This is a genomic window from Acidilutibacter cellobiosedens (genome assembly GCF_004103715.1).
Taxonomy (GTDB): Bacteria; Bacillota; Clostridia; order Tissierellales; family Acidilutibacteraceae; genus Acidilutibacter; species Acidilutibacter cellobiosedens.
Window position 1 is genome coordinate 2014744 of sequence record NZ_CP035282.1, and the last position, 17299, is coordinate 2032042.

12 protein-coding genes, 2 CRISPR repeat arrays and 1 other annotated feature (1 of these 15 cut by a window edge) are annotated in these 17299 nt (G+C 32.0%); of the genes, 3 read left to right on the forward strand and 9 right to left on the reverse strand.

The window, feature by feature from the left end:
• Nucleotides 1-23: 23 nt before the first annotated feature.
• Nucleotides 24-2598: a CRISPR direct-repeat array (repeat unit 29 nt; unit sequence GTTTCAATTCCTCATTAGGTATTATAAAT).
• A 299-nt stretch (nucleotides 2599-2897) separates the two neighbouring features.
• The 4 genes from EQM13_RS09720 to EQM13_RS09735 all read right to left on the reverse strand — a co-directional run bounded on the left by EQM13_RS09720 (nucleotide 2898) and on the right by EQM13_RS09735 (nucleotide 7108).
• The gene (locus EQM13_RS09720) at nucleotides 2898-4064 is read right to left on the reverse strand and encodes an RNA-binding domain-containing protein (protein WP_128752533.1); all 1167 of its coding nucleotides are present in this window, start codon (nucleotides 4062-4064) and stop codon (nucleotides 2898-2900) included.
• Between the two features lie 403 nt (nucleotides 4065-4467).
• Entirely contained in the window at nucleotides 4468-5235 is a 768-nt protein-coding gene (locus EQM13_RS09725) for an ABC transporter ATP-binding protein (protein WP_071138527.1), read from the reverse strand.
• Entirely contained in the window at nucleotides 5219-6100 is an 882-nt protein-coding gene (locus EQM13_RS09730; RefSeq protein WP_128752534.1) for an ABC transporter permease, read from the reverse strand. The genes EQM13_RS09725 and EQM13_RS09730 overlap by 17 nt, the downstream gene beginning before the upstream one ends.
• Nucleotides 6101-6127: 27 nt before the next feature.
• Complete coding sequence (locus tag EQM13_RS09735; RefSeq protein WP_128752535.1) at nucleotides 6128-7108, reverse strand: ABC transporter substrate-binding protein; 981 nt, start codon at nucleotides 7106-7108, stop codon at nucleotides 6128-6130.
• Between the two features lie 93 nt (nucleotides 7109-7201).
• Nucleotides 7202-7448 (reverse strand) — a binding site (T-box leader).
• 278 nt (nucleotides 7449-7726) lie between these two features.
• On the opposite strand from EQM13_RS09735, the gene EQM13_RS09740 reads away from it, so the two are divergent.
• Entirely contained in the window at nucleotides 7727-9064 is a 1338-nt protein-coding gene (locus EQM13_RS09740; RefSeq protein ID WP_071138524.1) for a C1 family peptidase, read from the forward strand.
• 67 nt (nucleotides 9065-9131) lie between these two features.
• Here the strand turns inward: EQM13_RS09740 and glpK are convergent, their stop codons facing one another.
• The 4 genes from glpK to EQM13_RS09760 form a co-directional block, all read right to left on the reverse strand.
• Nucleotides 9132-10622, reverse strand: a complete 1491-nt coding sequence (gene glpK / locus EQM13_RS09745) for a glycerol kinase GlpK (RefSeq protein WP_071138523.1) — start codon at nucleotides 10620-10622, stop codon at nucleotides 9132-9134.
• A 48-nt stretch (nucleotides 10623-10670) separates the two neighbouring features.
• Complete coding sequence (locus tag EQM13_RS09750) at nucleotides 10671-11804, reverse strand: MFS transporter (RefSeq protein ID WP_406565225.1); 1134 nt, start codon at nucleotides 11802-11804, stop codon at nucleotides 10671-10673.
• A gap of 385 nt (nucleotides 11805-12189) precedes the next feature.
• Nucleotides 12190-12882, reverse strand: a complete 693-nt coding sequence (locus EQM13_RS09755; protein WP_071138521.1) for a B3/B4 domain-containing protein — start codon at nucleotides 12880-12882, stop codon at nucleotides 12190-12192.
• Nucleotides 12883-12931: 49 nt separating this feature from the next.
• Complete coding sequence (locus EQM13_RS09760) at nucleotides 12932-13348, reverse strand: DUF1648 domain-containing protein (protein WP_128752537.1); 417 nt, start codon at nucleotides 13346-13348, stop codon at nucleotides 12932-12934.
• A gap of 107 nt (nucleotides 13349-13455) precedes the next feature.
• Here EQM13_RS09760 and EQM13_RS09765 point away from each other — a divergent pair, with 107 nt between their 5' ends.
• The gene (locus EQM13_RS09765) at nucleotides 13456-14049 is read left to right on the forward strand and encodes an SOS response-associated peptidase (RefSeq protein WP_200795929.1); all 594 of its coding nucleotides are present in this window, start codon (nucleotides 13456-13458) and stop codon (nucleotides 14047-14049) included.
• A 26-nt stretch (nucleotides 14050-14075) separates the two neighbouring features.
• On the opposite strand, the gene EQM13_RS09770 is transcribed toward EQM13_RS09765, so the two are convergent.
• Nucleotides 14076-15209 carry a pyridoxal-phosphate-dependent aminotransferase family protein gene (locus EQM13_RS09770; protein WP_128752538.1) on the reverse strand — a complete coding sequence of 378 codons (1134 nt, stop codon included), beginning with the start codon at nucleotides 15207-15209 and terminating at the stop codon, nucleotides 14076-14078.
• Between the two features lie 384 nt (nucleotides 15210-15593).
• Between EQM13_RS09770 and EQM13_RS09775 the strand changes: the two genes are divergently transcribed.
• On the forward strand, nucleotides 15594-15818 hold the full coding sequence (locus EQM13_RS09775) for a hypothetical protein (protein ID WP_071138517.1): 225 nt from the start codon (nucleotides 15594-15596) through the stop codon (nucleotides 15816-15818).
• Nucleotides 15819-15909: 91 nt separating this feature from the next.
• Nucleotides 15910-17299: a CRISPR direct-repeat array (repeat unit 29 nt; unit sequence GTTTCAATTCCTCATTAGGTATTATAAAT); it runs 1640 nt beyond the window's last position.

The window sequence follows — 17299 nt, forward strand, 5'->3', positions numbered from 1 at the left end:
TAAATGAAAGAAAACCCATACAGGTTTCAATTCCTCATTAGGTATTATAAATTAAAATTGCAGATATGGCAATGACTGATATGGCTGAGTTTCAATTCCTCATTAGGTATTATAAATTAAAATTGCAGATATGGCAATGACTGATATGGCTGAGTTTCAATTCCTCATTAGGTATTATAAATAAGAAATTGTTTTTAGCAAATGAGATAATAGAAAGTGAGTTTCAATTCCTCATTAGGTATTATAAATCTAAAATTGCAGATATGGCAATGACTGATATGGCTGAGTTTCAATTCCTCATTAGGTATTATAAATGTTCTCCTTTCGGAATTGGAGTATACCCGCCTTTACTGTTTCAATTCCTCATTAGGTATTATAAATAGAAACTCTTTACCGGTGAGAGCGTGACCGTTGAACGGTTTCAATTCCTCATTAGGTATTATAAATTAGCAAGAGCATTGAGAGAGGCAGGCTTTGATACCGAGTTTCAATTCCTCATTAGGTATTATAAATAATGATGATACATCATGCCAGTGCATGGGCCGACGGGTTTCAATTCCTCATTAGGTATTATAAATCTTCTTACCAAGAAAGAACTAATTAAGAGATGGAAAAGTTTCAATTCCTCATTAGGTATTATAAATCCCGGCTCTTACATCAGTTGGTTCTGTTGTCCCGAAGTTTCAATTCCTCATTAGGTATTATAAATTATGCTACATATTTAAATTTGCTATCTCCGGTTGCAGTTTCAATTCCTCATTAGGTATTATAAATTCCTGAATATTAAGCAAACTTATTTCATCCATGCTGTTTCAATTCCTCATTAGGTATTATAAATAAATTCCCTATAAGCAACTTCCAGAGTGTTATTATTGTTTCAATTCCTCATTAGGTATTATAAATTACATCATTTTCTGCCATGCTTTATCACTCCTTTTTTGTTTCAATTCCTCATTAGGTATTATAAATTTTATTACATTTTTAAATTCTATATCTAAAGATGTAAGTTTCAATTCCTCATTAGGTATTATAAATGAGAAGAAAAATGAAAAAGAAATATGAATTGACAGGGTTTCAATTCCTCATTAGGTATTATAAATTTATAAAATTATTAAAGCTGCTATCTAAAGAACCCATGTTTCAATTCCTCATTAGGTATTATAAATATGGGGAGACAACCCCCTGATGAACTGGTACACAAAGTTTCAATTCCTCATTAGGTATTATAAATGTTATCCAGCAGAAAGAACCTTTATATTTAAACAAGTTTCAATTCCTCATTAGGTATTATAAATAAGTGGAAGTATACAAGCCAATGAAAGAGCTTGTATAGTTTCAATTCCTCATTAGGTATTATAAATATGGGCACGACGGCATATGCCTTGTCTTGGCCTACGTTTCAATTCCTCATTAGGTATTATAAATTATATCATCCGCATATATTTTATATATCGGATGGGAGGTTTCAATTCCTCATTAGGTATTATAAATTTTTTTGGCTTGGCTTTCAGAGATGCAATCACAAGTTTCAATTCCTCATTAGGTATTATAAATCTGGCGATTGAGGACTTCTCAATACAGATGGCTATGTTTCAATTCCTCATTAGGTATTATAAATTGTAAATACAAAGGAACAAGGAGCCTAAGGAGTGATAGTTTCAATTCCTCATTAGGTATTATAAATTGCTGTATTCCTCAATACGTCCGAAAATTGTCCCGGTTTCAATTCCTCATTAGGTATTATAAATTGCCTGGGCGGTTCCATATTCACCTCCTTCACCCAAGTTTCAATTCCTCATTAGGTATTATAAATAAAGGAGAATGCAAGTTAGATTCTCCTTGAATTACAGTTTCAATTCCTCATTAGGTATTATAAATCCAACCGGCAAATATAAAAAAGGCTGGGAGGTAACAGGTTTCAATTCCTCATTAGGTATTATAAATAATACATGTAGTGTTTGAAAACGCTATAAATCCATAGTTTCAATTCCTCATTAGGTATTATAAATCATATGAAATGATAGCGGACCCGAAGGCGGAGAAAGCGTTTCAATTCCTCATTAGGTATTATAAATCTTGGTGGGAGTCCTTGTCAGGGGTTTAGTAAAACAGGTTTCAATTCCTCATTAGGTATTATAAATTTTTGCACAATCGAATACTTCGTGAGTATTTAAACATAGTTTCAATTCCTCATTAGGTATTATAAATCTTCTATATCCGATTGCAATCCATTGCTAAAAGGAAGTTTCAATTCCTCATTAGGTATTATAAATAACTATAGTTTTAGTACCCGAGCCAGTTGAAACGCGTTTCAATTCCTCATTAGGTATTATAAATAACGGTGCCAATGCCGGTTTGCGTCGCTGGGCTGGAGTTTCAATTCCTCATTAGGTATTATAAATAACTTGTTTCCGGGACCAGTCTAAAGGACAGAGGGGGTTTCAATTCCTCATTAGGTATTATAAATGGGCAGAAGAAAGCAAAGGCAAAACCGAAAAAAACGAGTTTCAATTCCTCATTAGGTATTATAAATTCGAGAATGTAGCGATTGAAGGTTTTGAAGAAATCGGTTTCAATTCCTCATTAGGTATTATAAATCCATCTATACATTGATATTATTATATTCTTTATTCTTTGTCAAACTAAAAAATTTGTATAATTTTTTTAATAATTTCCCTGTATTTATTGGTATTACTTAATTATACAAAAAAATAAATTGTTGTCGATCCCCTGAACTTTTTACCTTATTAGGGGTCGACAACAATTTACTTTATAATTTTATATTAAATACAAAAATTTTCTTCTGGTATAAAATTTTCCGTCTTCGATTGCATACCTATGTAAATTAAGATATGAACTTATTATTTATTAAGAAGATTTTTACATTCTATAACCATCTATACTTTAATTTTAAATATAGTAAGAATAAATTCTTCTCCTTGCTCCATCAGTAATGGTTCTTTGGCTCCCGATTCTTTCATATTCTTAATGATCATAGGAATTCCTCTTCCTAACTGGTCAATATATCTCATATTCTCCATATATTTTACCAAAAATGGATTTCGAGCATAAGACACTCCTATTTTCATTTTTTCTATAGTAACTGTATTGGGAAGTCTTCCCGGACTTCTAAATTCTATTCTATCGTCAAACATAAATACCCTAATTTTAGAACCACTAATACTATAGTTTCTATGCACCAATGAATTAACAATAGCTTCTCTCAACACTATTATTGGATATTCTTCTTTTTCCTCTCTCCTAAGACCATTTATAATAGAAGGCGTTCGCATATTATTCCTTATAATCACCATTAATTGATCGGCAATATCTTGAATACGTCCTGTTATTACTTTTTTATCTATTAATTCATCCGTTATCTCATTACCTTTAAAATGAGCAAAACTTACGCCATTTTGCGGAAGATACCTCTCCGGCTCCTTTCCAAATATGAGTAATCCTCCTACTGTACAGACTGTCCCCGTTTCAACTTCTTTTAATATATCCGCATTAATCAATATTCTTCGTGTAGATTCACTGTTTTCTTCAAATAAATCAAAAGTATTGTATTTCATAAAATAATCTCTTATAATATCAACATTTAAATCTTTGATAGTTGTTCCTTCCACCGGAGATATATCAAAATGTAAGTTTCCTGTTCCTTCAAAAAGTCTTAACAATTCCTCTCGTGAGGCAATTCTTTTTGTAGTACCGACTCTTATATAATATTTATGGTCAACAGTATAATACGGTTTATTTAACCCTTTTGGAATACTTACTGCTGCCACTTTCTTACCGCCTACTTTCACTTCTTCAAAAACCGGTATAATATGAGGAATACAATTGTTTCTGCATATATTCATTATTGTTTCCTCAATTTTACTATTTTCAATTCCTTTAATATCTCCGTTATCATTCACCCCAATAAGTACAATACCACCTTCAGAATTAGCAAAAGCCACAAATTCTTCAGCCAATTCCTTTGCTCGAATACTTTCTTCTTTAAATTCAACATATAAATTTTCACCGTTGGATATCATATCAAGAATACTTCTTTCATCCATTTTTTATCCCCCTTTGCTTTAATTTATAAACTATTGATACCTTCATATTATAAAATTATATTATAGTTTCAATTTCTCATAGATATTCTAATTATTTACAATAATTCCACATCTTTATTATAAATAATATTATAAATTAATTCTAATTGTCAATGTACATTATACTATATTATAATATTATCTTATATAAAATTAATAAAAGTTTTACCTAATAAGTTGATCTTACATTATTACATATAATTGAAGCAAACTTCTAAATAAGACATCTATATTCTTAATGCCATTCATATGATTTTCTTATATACCTATATTACTTAAATATACAAAAATGTCATCAAACTTCAGTCTTCTATATCATTTGAAGTTGACGACAATTTTTGTATACATCAATATATATTTATTTCTAATATATTCCCTGTTCATTTAATTTGGATTTATATATCCCAACCAATTCATCCTCAGTAACATCCGTACTTGGTTTATCCAATATTATTTTTCCCCTATCAAGCATAATAATCCGATTGGAATAATTTATAGCATCTTTCATGTTATGGGAAATCATTACAGTAGTTATGGAACATTTTTTGATTAATTCTTTGGTTTTTTTCATTATAACTTTGGAAGTCTTTGGATCTAATGCTGCCGTATGTTCGTCAAGCAAAAGCAGTTTAGGATATTTCATGGTTGCCATTATAAGAGAAAGAGCCTGTCTCTGTCCTCCGGATAGAAATTTTACTTTTGTATTTAACTTATTCTCTAATCCCAAATCCAAATCTTTCAAAAGTTTTTTATATGAATTTATTTTATCCTTCTTTATTAATTTTTTTAAAGTAAATTTTTCTCCCTTTTTATCTGCTAAAGACATGTTTTCCAATATTGTAAGAGATGAGGCTACCCCCATAGATGGGTCCTGATATACTCTTCCTATATAAACGGATCTATCTTCTTCTTTTAAAGAAGATAAATTTATATCGTCCAGCATTATCTCACCGTTATCTGATAAAACACTGCCGCCTATCATATTGAGAAGAGTGCTTTTTCCGCAACCATTAGAGCCTATTATTGATACACATTCCTTTGACTCTATTTCTAAATTAAGCTTATCAAATATATTTATTTCATTTTCTGTTCCAATATTAAATGTTTTTGATAAATTACGTATTTTCAACACTTTTCTTCACCCCTCTCTTATTTCTTAAATCCGGTAAATGTACTGCAATATTATTATAAGCTATAAATATTATCACTATTATTGCATTTATCGCCCTGAGGGCATTAGGATCCAACCCCAAATCTATAGCAATTCCTCCTATAATTTTATATACTATGGCTCCCAATATAGCCCTTGTAGTATTTTTTACAGCATTTGAACTTCTCTTTATAGTATCTCCTATTATAATAGATGCAAGGGCAACTACAACAATTGAACTTCCCATTGTTATATCGGCAAATCCTTGAATCTGGGCCATTAAGCTTCCGCTCAATCCTACCAGTCCATTGGAAAGTACAAGTCCCATTGTTTTATATTTGTTACTATTTGCTCCAAGAGATCTTACGAGAATTTCGTTATCTCCCGTAGTTATTAGCAAATACCCGATTTCTGTCTTCAAAAACATATCCAATGAAACTTTTACCAGCAGCACTATAACTATCAGTACAAAAAGAGCTGGACCCATATCAAATATTGAACCGTATTTATACAGCGGAATATTTGATTTACCGTTTATTTTAAGATTCACAGAATACAATATGCTTAAAGTCAGTATCCCTGCTAATAAGGGCTTTATTTTTAACTTAATAAATAATATTGAAGTCAAAAGTCCTGCCGAGCATCCAAAGCAAAAAGACATGAAACTGCTTAATATAGGACTAACTCCCATAGAAATAAACTTCGCAAATATAAAAGCTCCCAATGGAAAAGTCCCTTCAACAGAAAGATCTGCAATGTCCAATACTTTATAAGTCAGTACCACTCCCATGGCTAAAACCGCAAATATCAATCCTTGTTCCAAAGATGTCAAAATCAGCGAATTCATTGTTTATCCTCCAGTTTCATCTCAAATTTATTTATCAACTATTACAGCATTTTTAAAAACTTTTAAATTCAAATCCAGGCCTAAGGCTTTTAGTGTTTTTTTGTTTACTTTTATTACGGTTTTATCTGCTGTGCCTACAGGTATAGATGATAAATCTTCTTTATCTACAAGTATTTTTTTTGCCATTTCTGCTGTCTGCTTTCCCAGTTCATAATAGTCAAGTCCATTTGTTGCAAGAATTCCATCATCTACTGCAGCCGCAAAGCTGGAAACGGAAATCATTTTATTTTCTATAAGAGACTTAGATACCAGCTCTATAGACGAAGCTACAGTATTATCTGTAATCAGATATAAGGCATCTACCTTTTTAACTATAGAATCTATTCCTTGTGGTAATTCATTTACATTGGTTACTCCAACGGTTACCACCTTTAATCCTGCTTCAGGAGCTAACTTTTTCACTTCTTCTATTTGTATTTCAGAATTCGTTTCACTTGTATTATACAATATACCTATGGTTTTTATATCAGGATCAATTTCTTTAAACATTTTCAATTGGGAGGCAATAGGAGCTGCATCAGATGTTCCCGTTATATTTCCCCCCACATTTTTCATATCATCAACTATTTCAGATTTCACCGGATCAGTTACCGCACTAAATAATATTGGAATATCGGAAGTTGCCTGCTTAGCACTCTGGGCTGCAGGAGTTGCTATAGCAAATATTAGATCTACTTTATCTTTTACAAATTTTTGAGCTATGGCAGATGATGTTGGGATGTCCCCTTGAGCATTGCGGTAATCTATTTCTGCATTAACTCCAAGTTCTTTCAGACCATCTTCAAATCCCTTTCTCGTGTCATCCAAAGAAGGATGTTCAGATAACTGGCTTATTCCAATTTTAAATACTTTTTCTCCATTACTGCTCACTTCTTTACTGTCCTTACCACAACTTGTCATAACTAACGCGATAAGTAAAATCAATGTTACCAAACTTACTTTTTTCATTTAATATCCTCCTCTTATAATATTCGTTAGATCAAATTTATTCGGGCAATAAAAAAATCCTTCATTCCTATAAATACAGTCTTTAACTGTAATTATAGGGACGAAGGATTTAATTCCATTCCGCGGTACCACCCTTATTATGACAACACCGTCATCACTCAAATCGGACCTAACAGTCTTATCCCTTGTAACGATGGGCTTTCGGATTTGCCTAATAGAATTAATCGTTTAGCAAATCTGCTCAAGAGGGAATATTACATATCATCTTAATGTTGGCTTCCACCTTATCCAACTCTCTGTAAAAAAGATTAAATATCTTTCTCTCCATCACAGCATTTATTTATAATGAATATAATCATAATACTTTATCAATATGAAGTCAATACTTTCTAAACTTTTTTTAATAATTTCATAAATTTTTTTTAACAATGTAATAATTAAACATGGTTTCAATAACATTTAGACAAAAATTAAAAGAATATTAGGAAAGTTTCAACGTTAAAGTATCTTCTGCTATTTTAGAATAATGGTTGGTTTAACATTTGAAAAAACAATTCCGTTGTGCTATATTTACACTTATAAACAGATGATAATTAAAATAAAACAAGGAGGTTAATTATGAAAGAGAAAATTTCCTTTGAAAATTTAAAAGAGTTTAAAGACAATTTTGAAAGTGACAGAGCCAACAAAGTTGCAATGAATGCTGCAGCTACAAATGGAGTTATAAAGGCAGCAACAAATCCGCTGGTATTCAGTAATGTAAGACATAATTTTTCCATAAATTTGGAACAGGGAGACATTACCAATCAAAAACAAAGCGGAAGATGCTGGATGTTCTCTGCCCTCAACACTATGAGGTACAGAATTATAAAAAAATTAAATCTAAAGACATTCGAACTGTCTCAAAACTATCCTCTATTCTATGACAAACTTGAAAAATCCAATTATTTTTTGGAGAGCATACTGGAAACATTGGATGAAGAAACTAACGGAAGACTGATTTCATTCCTGCTGACAGCACCTTTAAATGATGGAGGACAGTGGGACATGTTTGTAAATTTGGTAAATAAATATGGTGTGGTGCCAAAATATGCAATGCCGGAAACCGCAAATTCCGAAAATACAAGAGAAATGGACGGTTATCTTACAAAACTTTTGCGACAGTATGCATGTAACATAAGAGAAGAATATAAAAAAGGCACGACGGTAGAAAACCTTCGTAAAGAAAAGAAGAAATACATGGAAAACATCTATAATATTTTGTGTATATGTCTCGGAGAACCTCCAAAGATTTTTGATTTTGAAGTAAGAGACGAAGATAAAAAATATATATGCGATAAAAACATTACCCCGGTAAAATTCTTTGAAAAATATGTAGGCATGAATCTTGACGATTATATAAGCCTTATAAATGCACCAACAGCAGACAAGCCTTATCATAAGACATATACAGTTTCCTATCTTGGAAATGTAAAAGAGGGAAGACCTGTAAAGTACTTAAACTTAGAAATTGATCAGCTTAAAAAGGCAGCAATTGCTCAGTTGAAAGATAATCTCCCGGTATGGTTCGGATGTGACGTTGGACAGAGCAGCCTTGGAAAACAAGGGATTCTTGATCTTGATGCTGTAAAAGTAGGTGAACTCTTCGGAACGGAATTCTCCATGACAAAAGCTCAGAAGTTAGATTATGGCGAAAGTCTAATGACCCACGCCATGGTGTTTATGGGCGTTGATCTTGACGAAAAAGGAAATCCCATACGATGGAGAGTTGAAAACAGTTGGGGAAAAGACGTTGGAAAAGACGGATATATGGTAATGAGTGACAAATGGTTTAATGAATATATGTATCAGGTAGTTGTAAATAAAAAATATCTTCCAAAAGAACTTCAAAAAGAGTGGGAACAGGAACCAGCTAAATTACAGCCATGGGATCCTATGGGCTCTTTGGCAGAATAACAAATCTAAAATTCTAAAAAGCATTAAAAAGATGATTACCTTGATTCAAAGGAATCATCTTTTTAATTTATGCCCAGCTTTTTGACCTTTCTACCGCCTTTTTCCAACCAGCGTACAGTTTTTCCCTCATTTTCGGAGTCATCATAGGCTTAAATTTTCTGTTTATGCCCCAATTCTGAACAATTTCTCCTTTTGATTTCCAAAAATCCACTGCCAGCCCCGCCAGATAAGCTACTCCTAATGCTGTTGTTTCCGTTACCTCTGGTATCTCAATATTAGCATTAAGTATATCAGATTGAAACTGCATCAGAAAATTATTGGAAGCTGCTCCCCCGTCTGCTCTAAGCGTCGTCAGGTTAATTTCCGAGTCGTTTATCATTGCATCTATAACATCTTTTGTCTGATATGCTATAGATTCAAGGGTTGCTCTTATTATGTGGTTTCTGTTGACTCCTCTTGTAAGTCCAACTATAATACCCCTTGCATGCATATCCCAATATGGCGCTCCAAGTCCAGTAAATGCCGGAACCAAATATACTCCGTTTGTATCATCTACTTTAGATGCAAAATAGTCAGAATCCGCCGCATCATGAATTATCTTCAACTCGTCTCTCAGCCACTGAACTGCAGCTCCTGCCGAAAATATAGAACCCTCAATGGCATACTCCACTTTGTTGTCTATTCCCCATGCTATTGTAGTTATAAGCCCACTTTGAGACTTGACTATTTTATCTCCCGTATTCATAAGCATAAAGCAGCCTGTTCCATAAGTATTTTTTACCATGCCCTCCTGAAAACAAAGCTGCCCAAAAAGTGCAGACTGTTGGTCTCCCGCTATACCTGATATCGGTATCTCTTCTCCAAACAATTCCTTATCGGTATTTCCATAAATTTCAGAAGACTGCCTTACCTCTGGAAGTATGGAAGAAGGAATATTTAGTTCTTTTAAAAGATTTTCATCCCATTTAAGGCTTTTAATATTAAAAAGCATTGTTCTTGAAGCGTTTGTATAGTCGGTTATATGAAGTTTTCCCCCTGTCAGTTTCCAGACAAGCCATGAATCAATATTCCCAAATAATATATCCCCTTTTTCCGCCCTTTGCCTCACTCCTTCTATATTATCCAAAATCCATTTTATTTTCGTTGCTGAAAAATAGGCATCAACTATAAGGCCTGTATTTTCCCTTATATAATCAGAAAGACCCGCTGCTTTTATTTTATCGCATAGATCTGCCGTTCGCCTGCATTGCCATACTATAGCATTATAAACGGACCTACCCGTATTTTTATCCCACAGAACTGTCGTTTCCCTTTGATTTGTAATACCTATGGAAGCAATATCTGAAGGACTCAACCCTACTTTTTGTATCGCCTCTTTTGCAGCTTCTATCTGGGTTTTCCATATTTCCTCAGGATTATGTTCAATCCAGCCGGGATGGGGATATATTTGAGTAAATTCTTTTTGAGACAAACTTATTATATTTCCCTTCTTATCAAAGAGAATGGCTCTCGAACTGGTAGTGCCCTGGTCTAATGCAAGTATATATCTTTTACTCATAACAAAATCTCCTCTGAATATCTAATCTTTTAAATTTATTTTTTTCAATCAATAACTTTTGTTTTCAAAAAATTTGCGATTACTTTGTCTAAACAAATACAGTACAAGCAATATTGTTGCAAATGTTATGACAGTTATAATCGTAAAAACATCTATATGCATCATATAATCAGAGATTCCATCGGGTAATAAATCTATCATCCACGCATAAATCTTGTCTCCAAAGAAAATGCCTAATCCAAAGAAGGTTTGATATACTCCCATTGTCATCTCACGAACATTCTTTGCATATGGTTCCATTACAACTCCAATCAAAATATTATAAGTCAATCCATATCCAAAACCGCTTAAAGCATGGGTAAAGAATATAACCCACTGATTTGTAGTAATAGTCAATGTTAATGAAAATATGCCACAAAGAGCAAGTCCAAGAATTAGGGTATTTCGAATACCTATCTTCTTTTTAAAATACAATCCTGCCAGAACGCCTGCAACTAATTGAAAACTGCTGTAAATAAAATCAATATATGCAATCAGAAAATCGCTCATTCCAATTTCTTTTAAGCGAACAAAAGCAACTAAATTACTACCGCTGGAACTGAATTTAATAAATGATACCAATATTCCCACTGCGCTTAGAATTAGCAAACGCTGATCACTAACTACTTTTTTGAATCCCTTTAGCGAAAAATTTCTTGTAGGTTCTTTATTATCTTTCACAAATAACAAAAATATTAATGTGATTAAAGATAAAGCAGCACTTACTATCCACATTTCGCCATAATGCTTAATATTACCTTTAGTTGCTGTATATTGTATGGGGGACATAATAAATTCCGCCAATAATGGCGCAACCGACAAAATTGACACAGACATCATGGCTTGATTGCTGTCAAAAGTTTCGGCAAACAATACGTTAAACAAAGACAACATCGATGCGCTAATTCCCAATGCCAATGAAGACAATAATAATGAATAATAACCGGGTTTAAACACTACATAAACTGATGTAACCAGTACAGCACTAACCGCAAATAAAATCAGAGCTTTACGGGATTTAAAATAATCGCTCAGAGCAAATACAGGTAAGCGAATAAAAGTTGATATCAATCCATATGCAGCAGCAATATTGGCAGCCAATGTTCCTCCTAATGCCAGTCCTCCTATATCAACAGGTGCCATTGCATAAGCCTTACGATAAGAACGTACAATATTAACAGCAGACCAAAATAAAACCAATAAGATAAAAATCAAGCATTGATACCGTGTTAAATGATATTTTTTATACAAAAATATCGACAGTATAATCGTTGCTATAATAGTTATTCCATAAATTAAAATTTGATTGTCCATAATTCCTCTTTCCTCTTTATAAATTTTGTTAAAAAATAAATTTCAAGAAATCTTAGAGAATTAATTGTTATGTATAAAACAGCGTTCATATTAACGTTTTCCATAAGAACAAACATCTTCTCAAATATTTTTTTAACCCCATCCACAGCTGATATTACTATATTACTCGTCTCTTGTCAATTCAAAAAGGTTTAAGAGTCTTAAATTATTTCAGCTAAGATATTATTATGCTGTTACCACAATCTACTGAGAACATCTCATACTGACCTCCGCAATTATCTATTATTTGCTCAACTATCTGTTTTAAAGAATTTTCTCGGTATTCTTTACTTGTATTTGCATTTCCCTGAACAATTAGTATAACATTCTTTGTCTCCTCTGAAATCTTATATAGCTCTGAATCTCTAGCATCAAGATAAGCTAAAATATCATTCTCATCCCTATAAAGAAAATCACCTCTGACTGTTCTTTTTTCTCCTCCGCCTATGGGATAAAAAATTTCTTCACCTTCAGCAAAAGTAAAACATAATGTTTGTGAAATTTTATCATAATCATGAGCTCCGATAGATAAAAAATTTGAGATTACTTCCATATTGTAAATATCTACAATACTATTAATACGAGGCATATGTCCTCTATCCTTTATATTATTAATTAATGCTTCTGCCGTAGGCGGATATTTTTTTAAACTTCTGCCGGATTTTCTAATCATTGCCCTATATCCTTCCAATATCTTATTATTTTTTATTACAGTTTCATCATATTTTAAAGCTTTATTCTGTTGTTCTTGTATCCTCTGTTCAATTTTGGGAGATAAAACATTTTTTACGTTGACATTATGTAAAATTGCTCCCACAATATTCATTAATCCAAATAATAAATACCTTTTATCAACTTCAATCTTCATTTTTCAGTCATCCTCTCTCAAATGACAAATTTTCTTATGATAACTCCTTCTATTTGTTTCTCCGTAACCGTACACCAACAAGAACTGCAAAAAACAAAGCAAAAAACACAAATAAGATTAGTAACAAAGAAAAAGATGGTTTAATTAACTTAATATTAAGAAGAAAAATATGGGTTTCTACTACTACAAATAAATAAGTCAAAAATACAGTAAATGCACCTCCTATTTCCTCTTCCTTTAAACCCTTCATCCAAGAATTGTAGGAAAGCGAGCTCATTACAGTAAAAATCGGAAATACAAAAAACATCCATTTATTCATATTTCCATTTGGAATTCCATCGGCTGTCCAATGAATAACAATATCATTTCCAAGAAAAACTAAAGCAAGGACGGTCAAAATAATACTTATTAAAACTAAAACATCAGCAATATTTCTCCAAAATTTAATTGGTATTCTATTCTGCATATTGTCGCCCCTTGTCCACTTTTTATATATGTTATTATAACCTGGTAAATAATCTATTACTATTATATAATAATATTATAAAGAATATATAATCAAATAATGAGAGGATGAAAATTATGTGCGGTAGATTTTCATTGGATGTGGATATAGATTTTTTAATAGATAGATATAAAGTAATTAAAAAAATCGGTGAATTTAATTCTAAGGATGAAATTTTTCCAACGGATTTTTCTCCTGTGATAATAAACAGGGGGTATAATGAACTTAGAGTGTTAAAATGGGGATTTATGCCGAGCTTTGCTAAAAGACCTATAATTAACTCAAAAAGTGAAACTGTCGATATAAAGCCAACATTTAAAAATTCCTTCTATAACAAAAGATGTTTAATACCCGCAACAAGTTTTTTTGAATGGGAAAAATCCGGAGATAATAAAATAAAAAGGAGAATATATGTTAAAGGTGAGGATATTTTTTCTATGGCCGGATTATATAATATATTTAGAGATGATAATGGAGTTGAATATTATGCATTTACTATACTTACGACAGATTCAAACGAAGAAATGAAATCCATTCACTACAGAATGCCTGTTATATTGCCTAAAGATAAAGAAGATTTGTGGCTCAATATAAATATTAAGAATCCAGTGATTTTAAAAGAATTGCTGAAACCTTATGAGCAGAGCTTATTAATAAAATAAACTCTGCTTATCATGATTTAGTATATCTACATAGCATCAGCAAAATATTTATGCAAACTTCCATTTATATTAATTCCATATTTTTTAAATGTTTCATCCAATGCCTTTAAAGTTATATAAACCTTTTCTTCATAGCAATTTTCTCCCATATGCCCTATCCTAATAACCTTATCCTTCAGACAATCAAAGTCTCCTCCTATCATTATATTGTGTTCTTCCACCATATGATTATATATATCGGAAAATGTAATTCCTTTAGGGATTAAAATTGCGGTAACCGTATTTGAATATCCGTCTATAGGATAAAGTTCCAATTCGGATTTCATTATAGCTTCTCTAACTGCAGTACCTATTTTTTTATGTCTTTCTATATAGTCTCCCTTTTTAAAAACTCTATCCAATGCACAATTTAGCCCATATATATCACTTATAGGAGGAGTATAAGGAAAGTATTTTTCTTCATACCAGTTTTTCCATATTGCCAGATTGCAATAGAAAGATGCAATGGGTGTTTTTCTGTTGAGGATAATATCCCAAGCTTTTTTACTGATACTTAAAAAAGTCAATCCAGGTGATGCGGATATACATTTTTGGCTTCCTCCGAGGACTACGTCTATTTGCCATTTATCCACCTTTAATGGTTCTCCTCCAATGCCTGAAACTGAATCCACCACAGTAATTATCCCATATTTTTTTAATAGCGGGCATATTTTGCTTACAGGGTTTGTAAGACCAGAAGGTGTCTCACAATGGACTAAAGTTGCCAATTTAAAGTCATTATCTTTTTCTAAAAAGTTTTCTAGTTCCTTTAAGTCAATGGATCTTCTATAATTTCCCTTAAAATATGTAATCTCTGCTCCGTATATCTTAGCAAAATCTCCGAAACCCTTCCCAAATATGCCATTATCTATACATAGTACTTTATCTCCAGGTTCAATTAAAGATGCACAGGCTGCTTCAAGCCCCAGTATTCCTTCGCCATCTAATATAAGTACATCCTCTTTAGTATTTAAAAGTTTCTTCAGCTTACCACAGGTTTCCTTGTAATATTCAAAAAAATTCACATCCAAATCCGGATTAGTTATACTCTGGGCCATTGCTCTTCTCACATCTTCATGAACCTCCGTTGGCCCAGGAGTCATTATTAAAGATTTTTTCAAAATAATACCTCCCAAAACTTATTAAACGTATCGTATCGCTTTAAAATTGTATTGTTTATAAATTTATAGTATCACTACAGTTTTGCTGTGTCAATAAAATTAACTATAGTGTAAATATTATATTGGGGAAAGTAAAGTTTGGGGATAGGATATCTATTTTAAACATGAAGAAACGGTAAAGTTTCAATTCCTCATTAGGTATTATAAATATTTATAACCCCGATGGACAAGTACAATATTTTATAATAAACTCTAAGCAAGGGAAGGATATTTCTAAATATAACCCGGAAGAGCAAGAAGTTTTATATCAAAGAGGTTCAATATTTAGAATATCAGACATTGTTGAAAATAATAGTAAATATTATATTATGATGGAGGAATATCATGAATAATAAAAAATTAACCTTTGAAGAGTTTATGAAATTGCCAGAGCAAGAGAAAGGAGAAGCTTATAAAAAACTTTCAGATGAAGATAAATTTAAAGCAAGATTAGGACAAAATCCAGGAGGAACAACTATAGGCTACAAACCTTTAAAGGAGGGAGAAAAAGAAAAATATCATAAAGAATTCATTCAATTTTTAAAAGAAAAGCATGGGATAGACATTTAGAAAGAAATAAGCACTCACTATTTTTATTTAGTAAGTGCTTTTATTATGCTTAATTTTCAGGAGGTGATTAGTGTGGCCGCAAGTGTACAGAGTTTCAATTCCTCATTAGGTATTATAAATCGCAGGTATTTTAAACGGCCATAGAGCTCTCCCGAAGTTTCAATTCCTCATTAGGTATTATAAATTCCCCGTCGATAAAAACATATCCGCTCCCGTGACAAGTTTCAATTCCTCATTAGGTATTATAAATGCTTCTAAAAAGCTAAGTAATAGTTTTATATAGCTGGTTTCAATTCCTCATTAGGTATTATAAATTTTAAACCTCCTTTTAATAATGGCTATCTTAATTAGTTTCAATTCCTCATTAGGTATTATAAATAACAGGAAACCAAGGAAAAATTCTAAAAGGACAAGGTTTCAATTCCTCATTAGGTATTATAAATGGGCATTTTTCTTATTAATTTTATTTTCTCGTCGTGTTTCAATTCCTCATTAGGTATTATAAATCGGATTCTAATTCTCTTTGCCTTAGCTCCATTTTTATGTTTCAATTCCTCATTAGGTATTATAAATGTCGTTTTGGACAGAAAAAAACTGCTATAGAGCCGTGTTTCAATTCCTCATTAGGTATTATAAATTATACATCATTTATACTTTACCTCCCTTTCTCTCTAAAGTTTCAATTCCTCATTAGGTATTATAAATCAGACAATGCGCCACGGAACTTTGCACAAAAGGATAGTTTCAATTCCTCATTAGGTATTATAAATTGTTAAATAAAGGGAGGAATTAAAATGAATTTAATGTTTCAATTCCTCATTAGGTATTATAAATTTGTAGCGTCGGATGCTATGGGAAAAAACAAAACATGTTTCAATTCCTCATTAGGTATTATAAATTGCTACACTGTTCCCCTCAAGGGCGCAAAAAACATTGGTTTCAATTCCTCATTAGGTATTATAAATTTTATAAAAGTTCATGAACCGTAACACGTGGTGTATTGTTTCAATTCCTCATTAGGTATTATAAATCGGAAAGCGGAGAAGTAGAGGACAAATCAAAAGCAAAGTTTCAATTCCTCATTAGGTATTATAAATTAGAATTTTTCTATTTCCTCTTTGTTCGGCCTTCCTGGTTTCAATTCCTCATTAGGTATTATAAATGGTCGCAACCTTGTAAAAAAGCGTAGAGGGAAATTTGTTTCAATTCCTCATTAGGTATTATAAATTCCATCTCTTGCCTGTCCATCTTCTTAATCTTTTTAGTTTCAATTCCTCATTAGGTATTATAAATTTTGAATAAAGAAATAGAGTTATTGAAAGAACAAATAGAGTTTCAATTCCTCATTAGGTATTATAAATAAGAAAGAAGATGTTCAGAGAATAGGTTCCAATATTCTGTTTCAATTCCTCATTAGGTATTATAAATACACATTATCTGAAACAAGTTCCGGTTTCATCCGGCGTTTCAATTCCTCATTA

What these genes read in the sequence shown, in the direction of transcription:
- EQM13_RS09735 (WP_128752535.1), bottom strand. Translation starts at nt 7,108, where the DNA reads ATGAAAAAAGTAAGTTTGGTAACATTGATTTTACTTATCGCGTTAGTT.
- EQM13_RS09730 (WP_128752534.1), bottom strand. Translation starts at nt 6,100, where the DNA reads ATGAATTCGCTGATTTTGACATCTTTGGAACAAGGATTGATATTTGCG.
- EQM13_RS09740 (WP_071138524.1), top strand. Translation starts at nt 7,727, where the DNA reads ATGAAAGAGAAAATTTCCTTTGAAAATTTAAAAGAGTTTAAAGACAAT.
- EQM13_RS09720 (WP_128752533.1), bottom strand. Translation starts at nt 4,064, where the DNA reads ATGGATGAAAGAAGTATTCTTGATATGATATCCAACGGTGAAAATTTA.
- EQM13_RS09755 (WP_071138521.1), bottom strand. Translation starts at nt 12,882, where the DNA reads ATGAAGATTGAAGTTGATAAAAGGTATTTATTATTTGGATTAATGAAT.
- EQM13_RS09775 (WP_071138517.1), top strand. Translation starts at nt 15,594, where the DNA reads ATGAATAATAAAAAATTAACCTTTGAAGAGTTTATGAAATTGCCAGAG.
- glpK (WP_071138523.1), bottom strand. Translation starts at nt 10,622, where the DNA reads ATGAGTAAAAGATATATACTTGCATTAGACCAGGGCACTACCAGTTCG.
- EQM13_RS09750 (WP_406565225.1), bottom strand. Translation starts at nt 11,804, where the DNA reads ATGGCACCTGTTGATATAGGAGGACTGGCATTAGGAGGAACATTGGCT.
- EQM13_RS09760 (WP_128752537.1), bottom strand. Translation starts at nt 13,348, where the DNA reads ATGCAGAATAGAATACCAATTAAATTTTGGAGAAATATTGCTGATGTT.
- EQM13_RS09765 (WP_200795929.1), top strand. Translation starts at nt 13,456, where the DNA reads ATGAAAATTATGTGCGGTAGATTTTCATTGGATGTGGATATAGATTTT.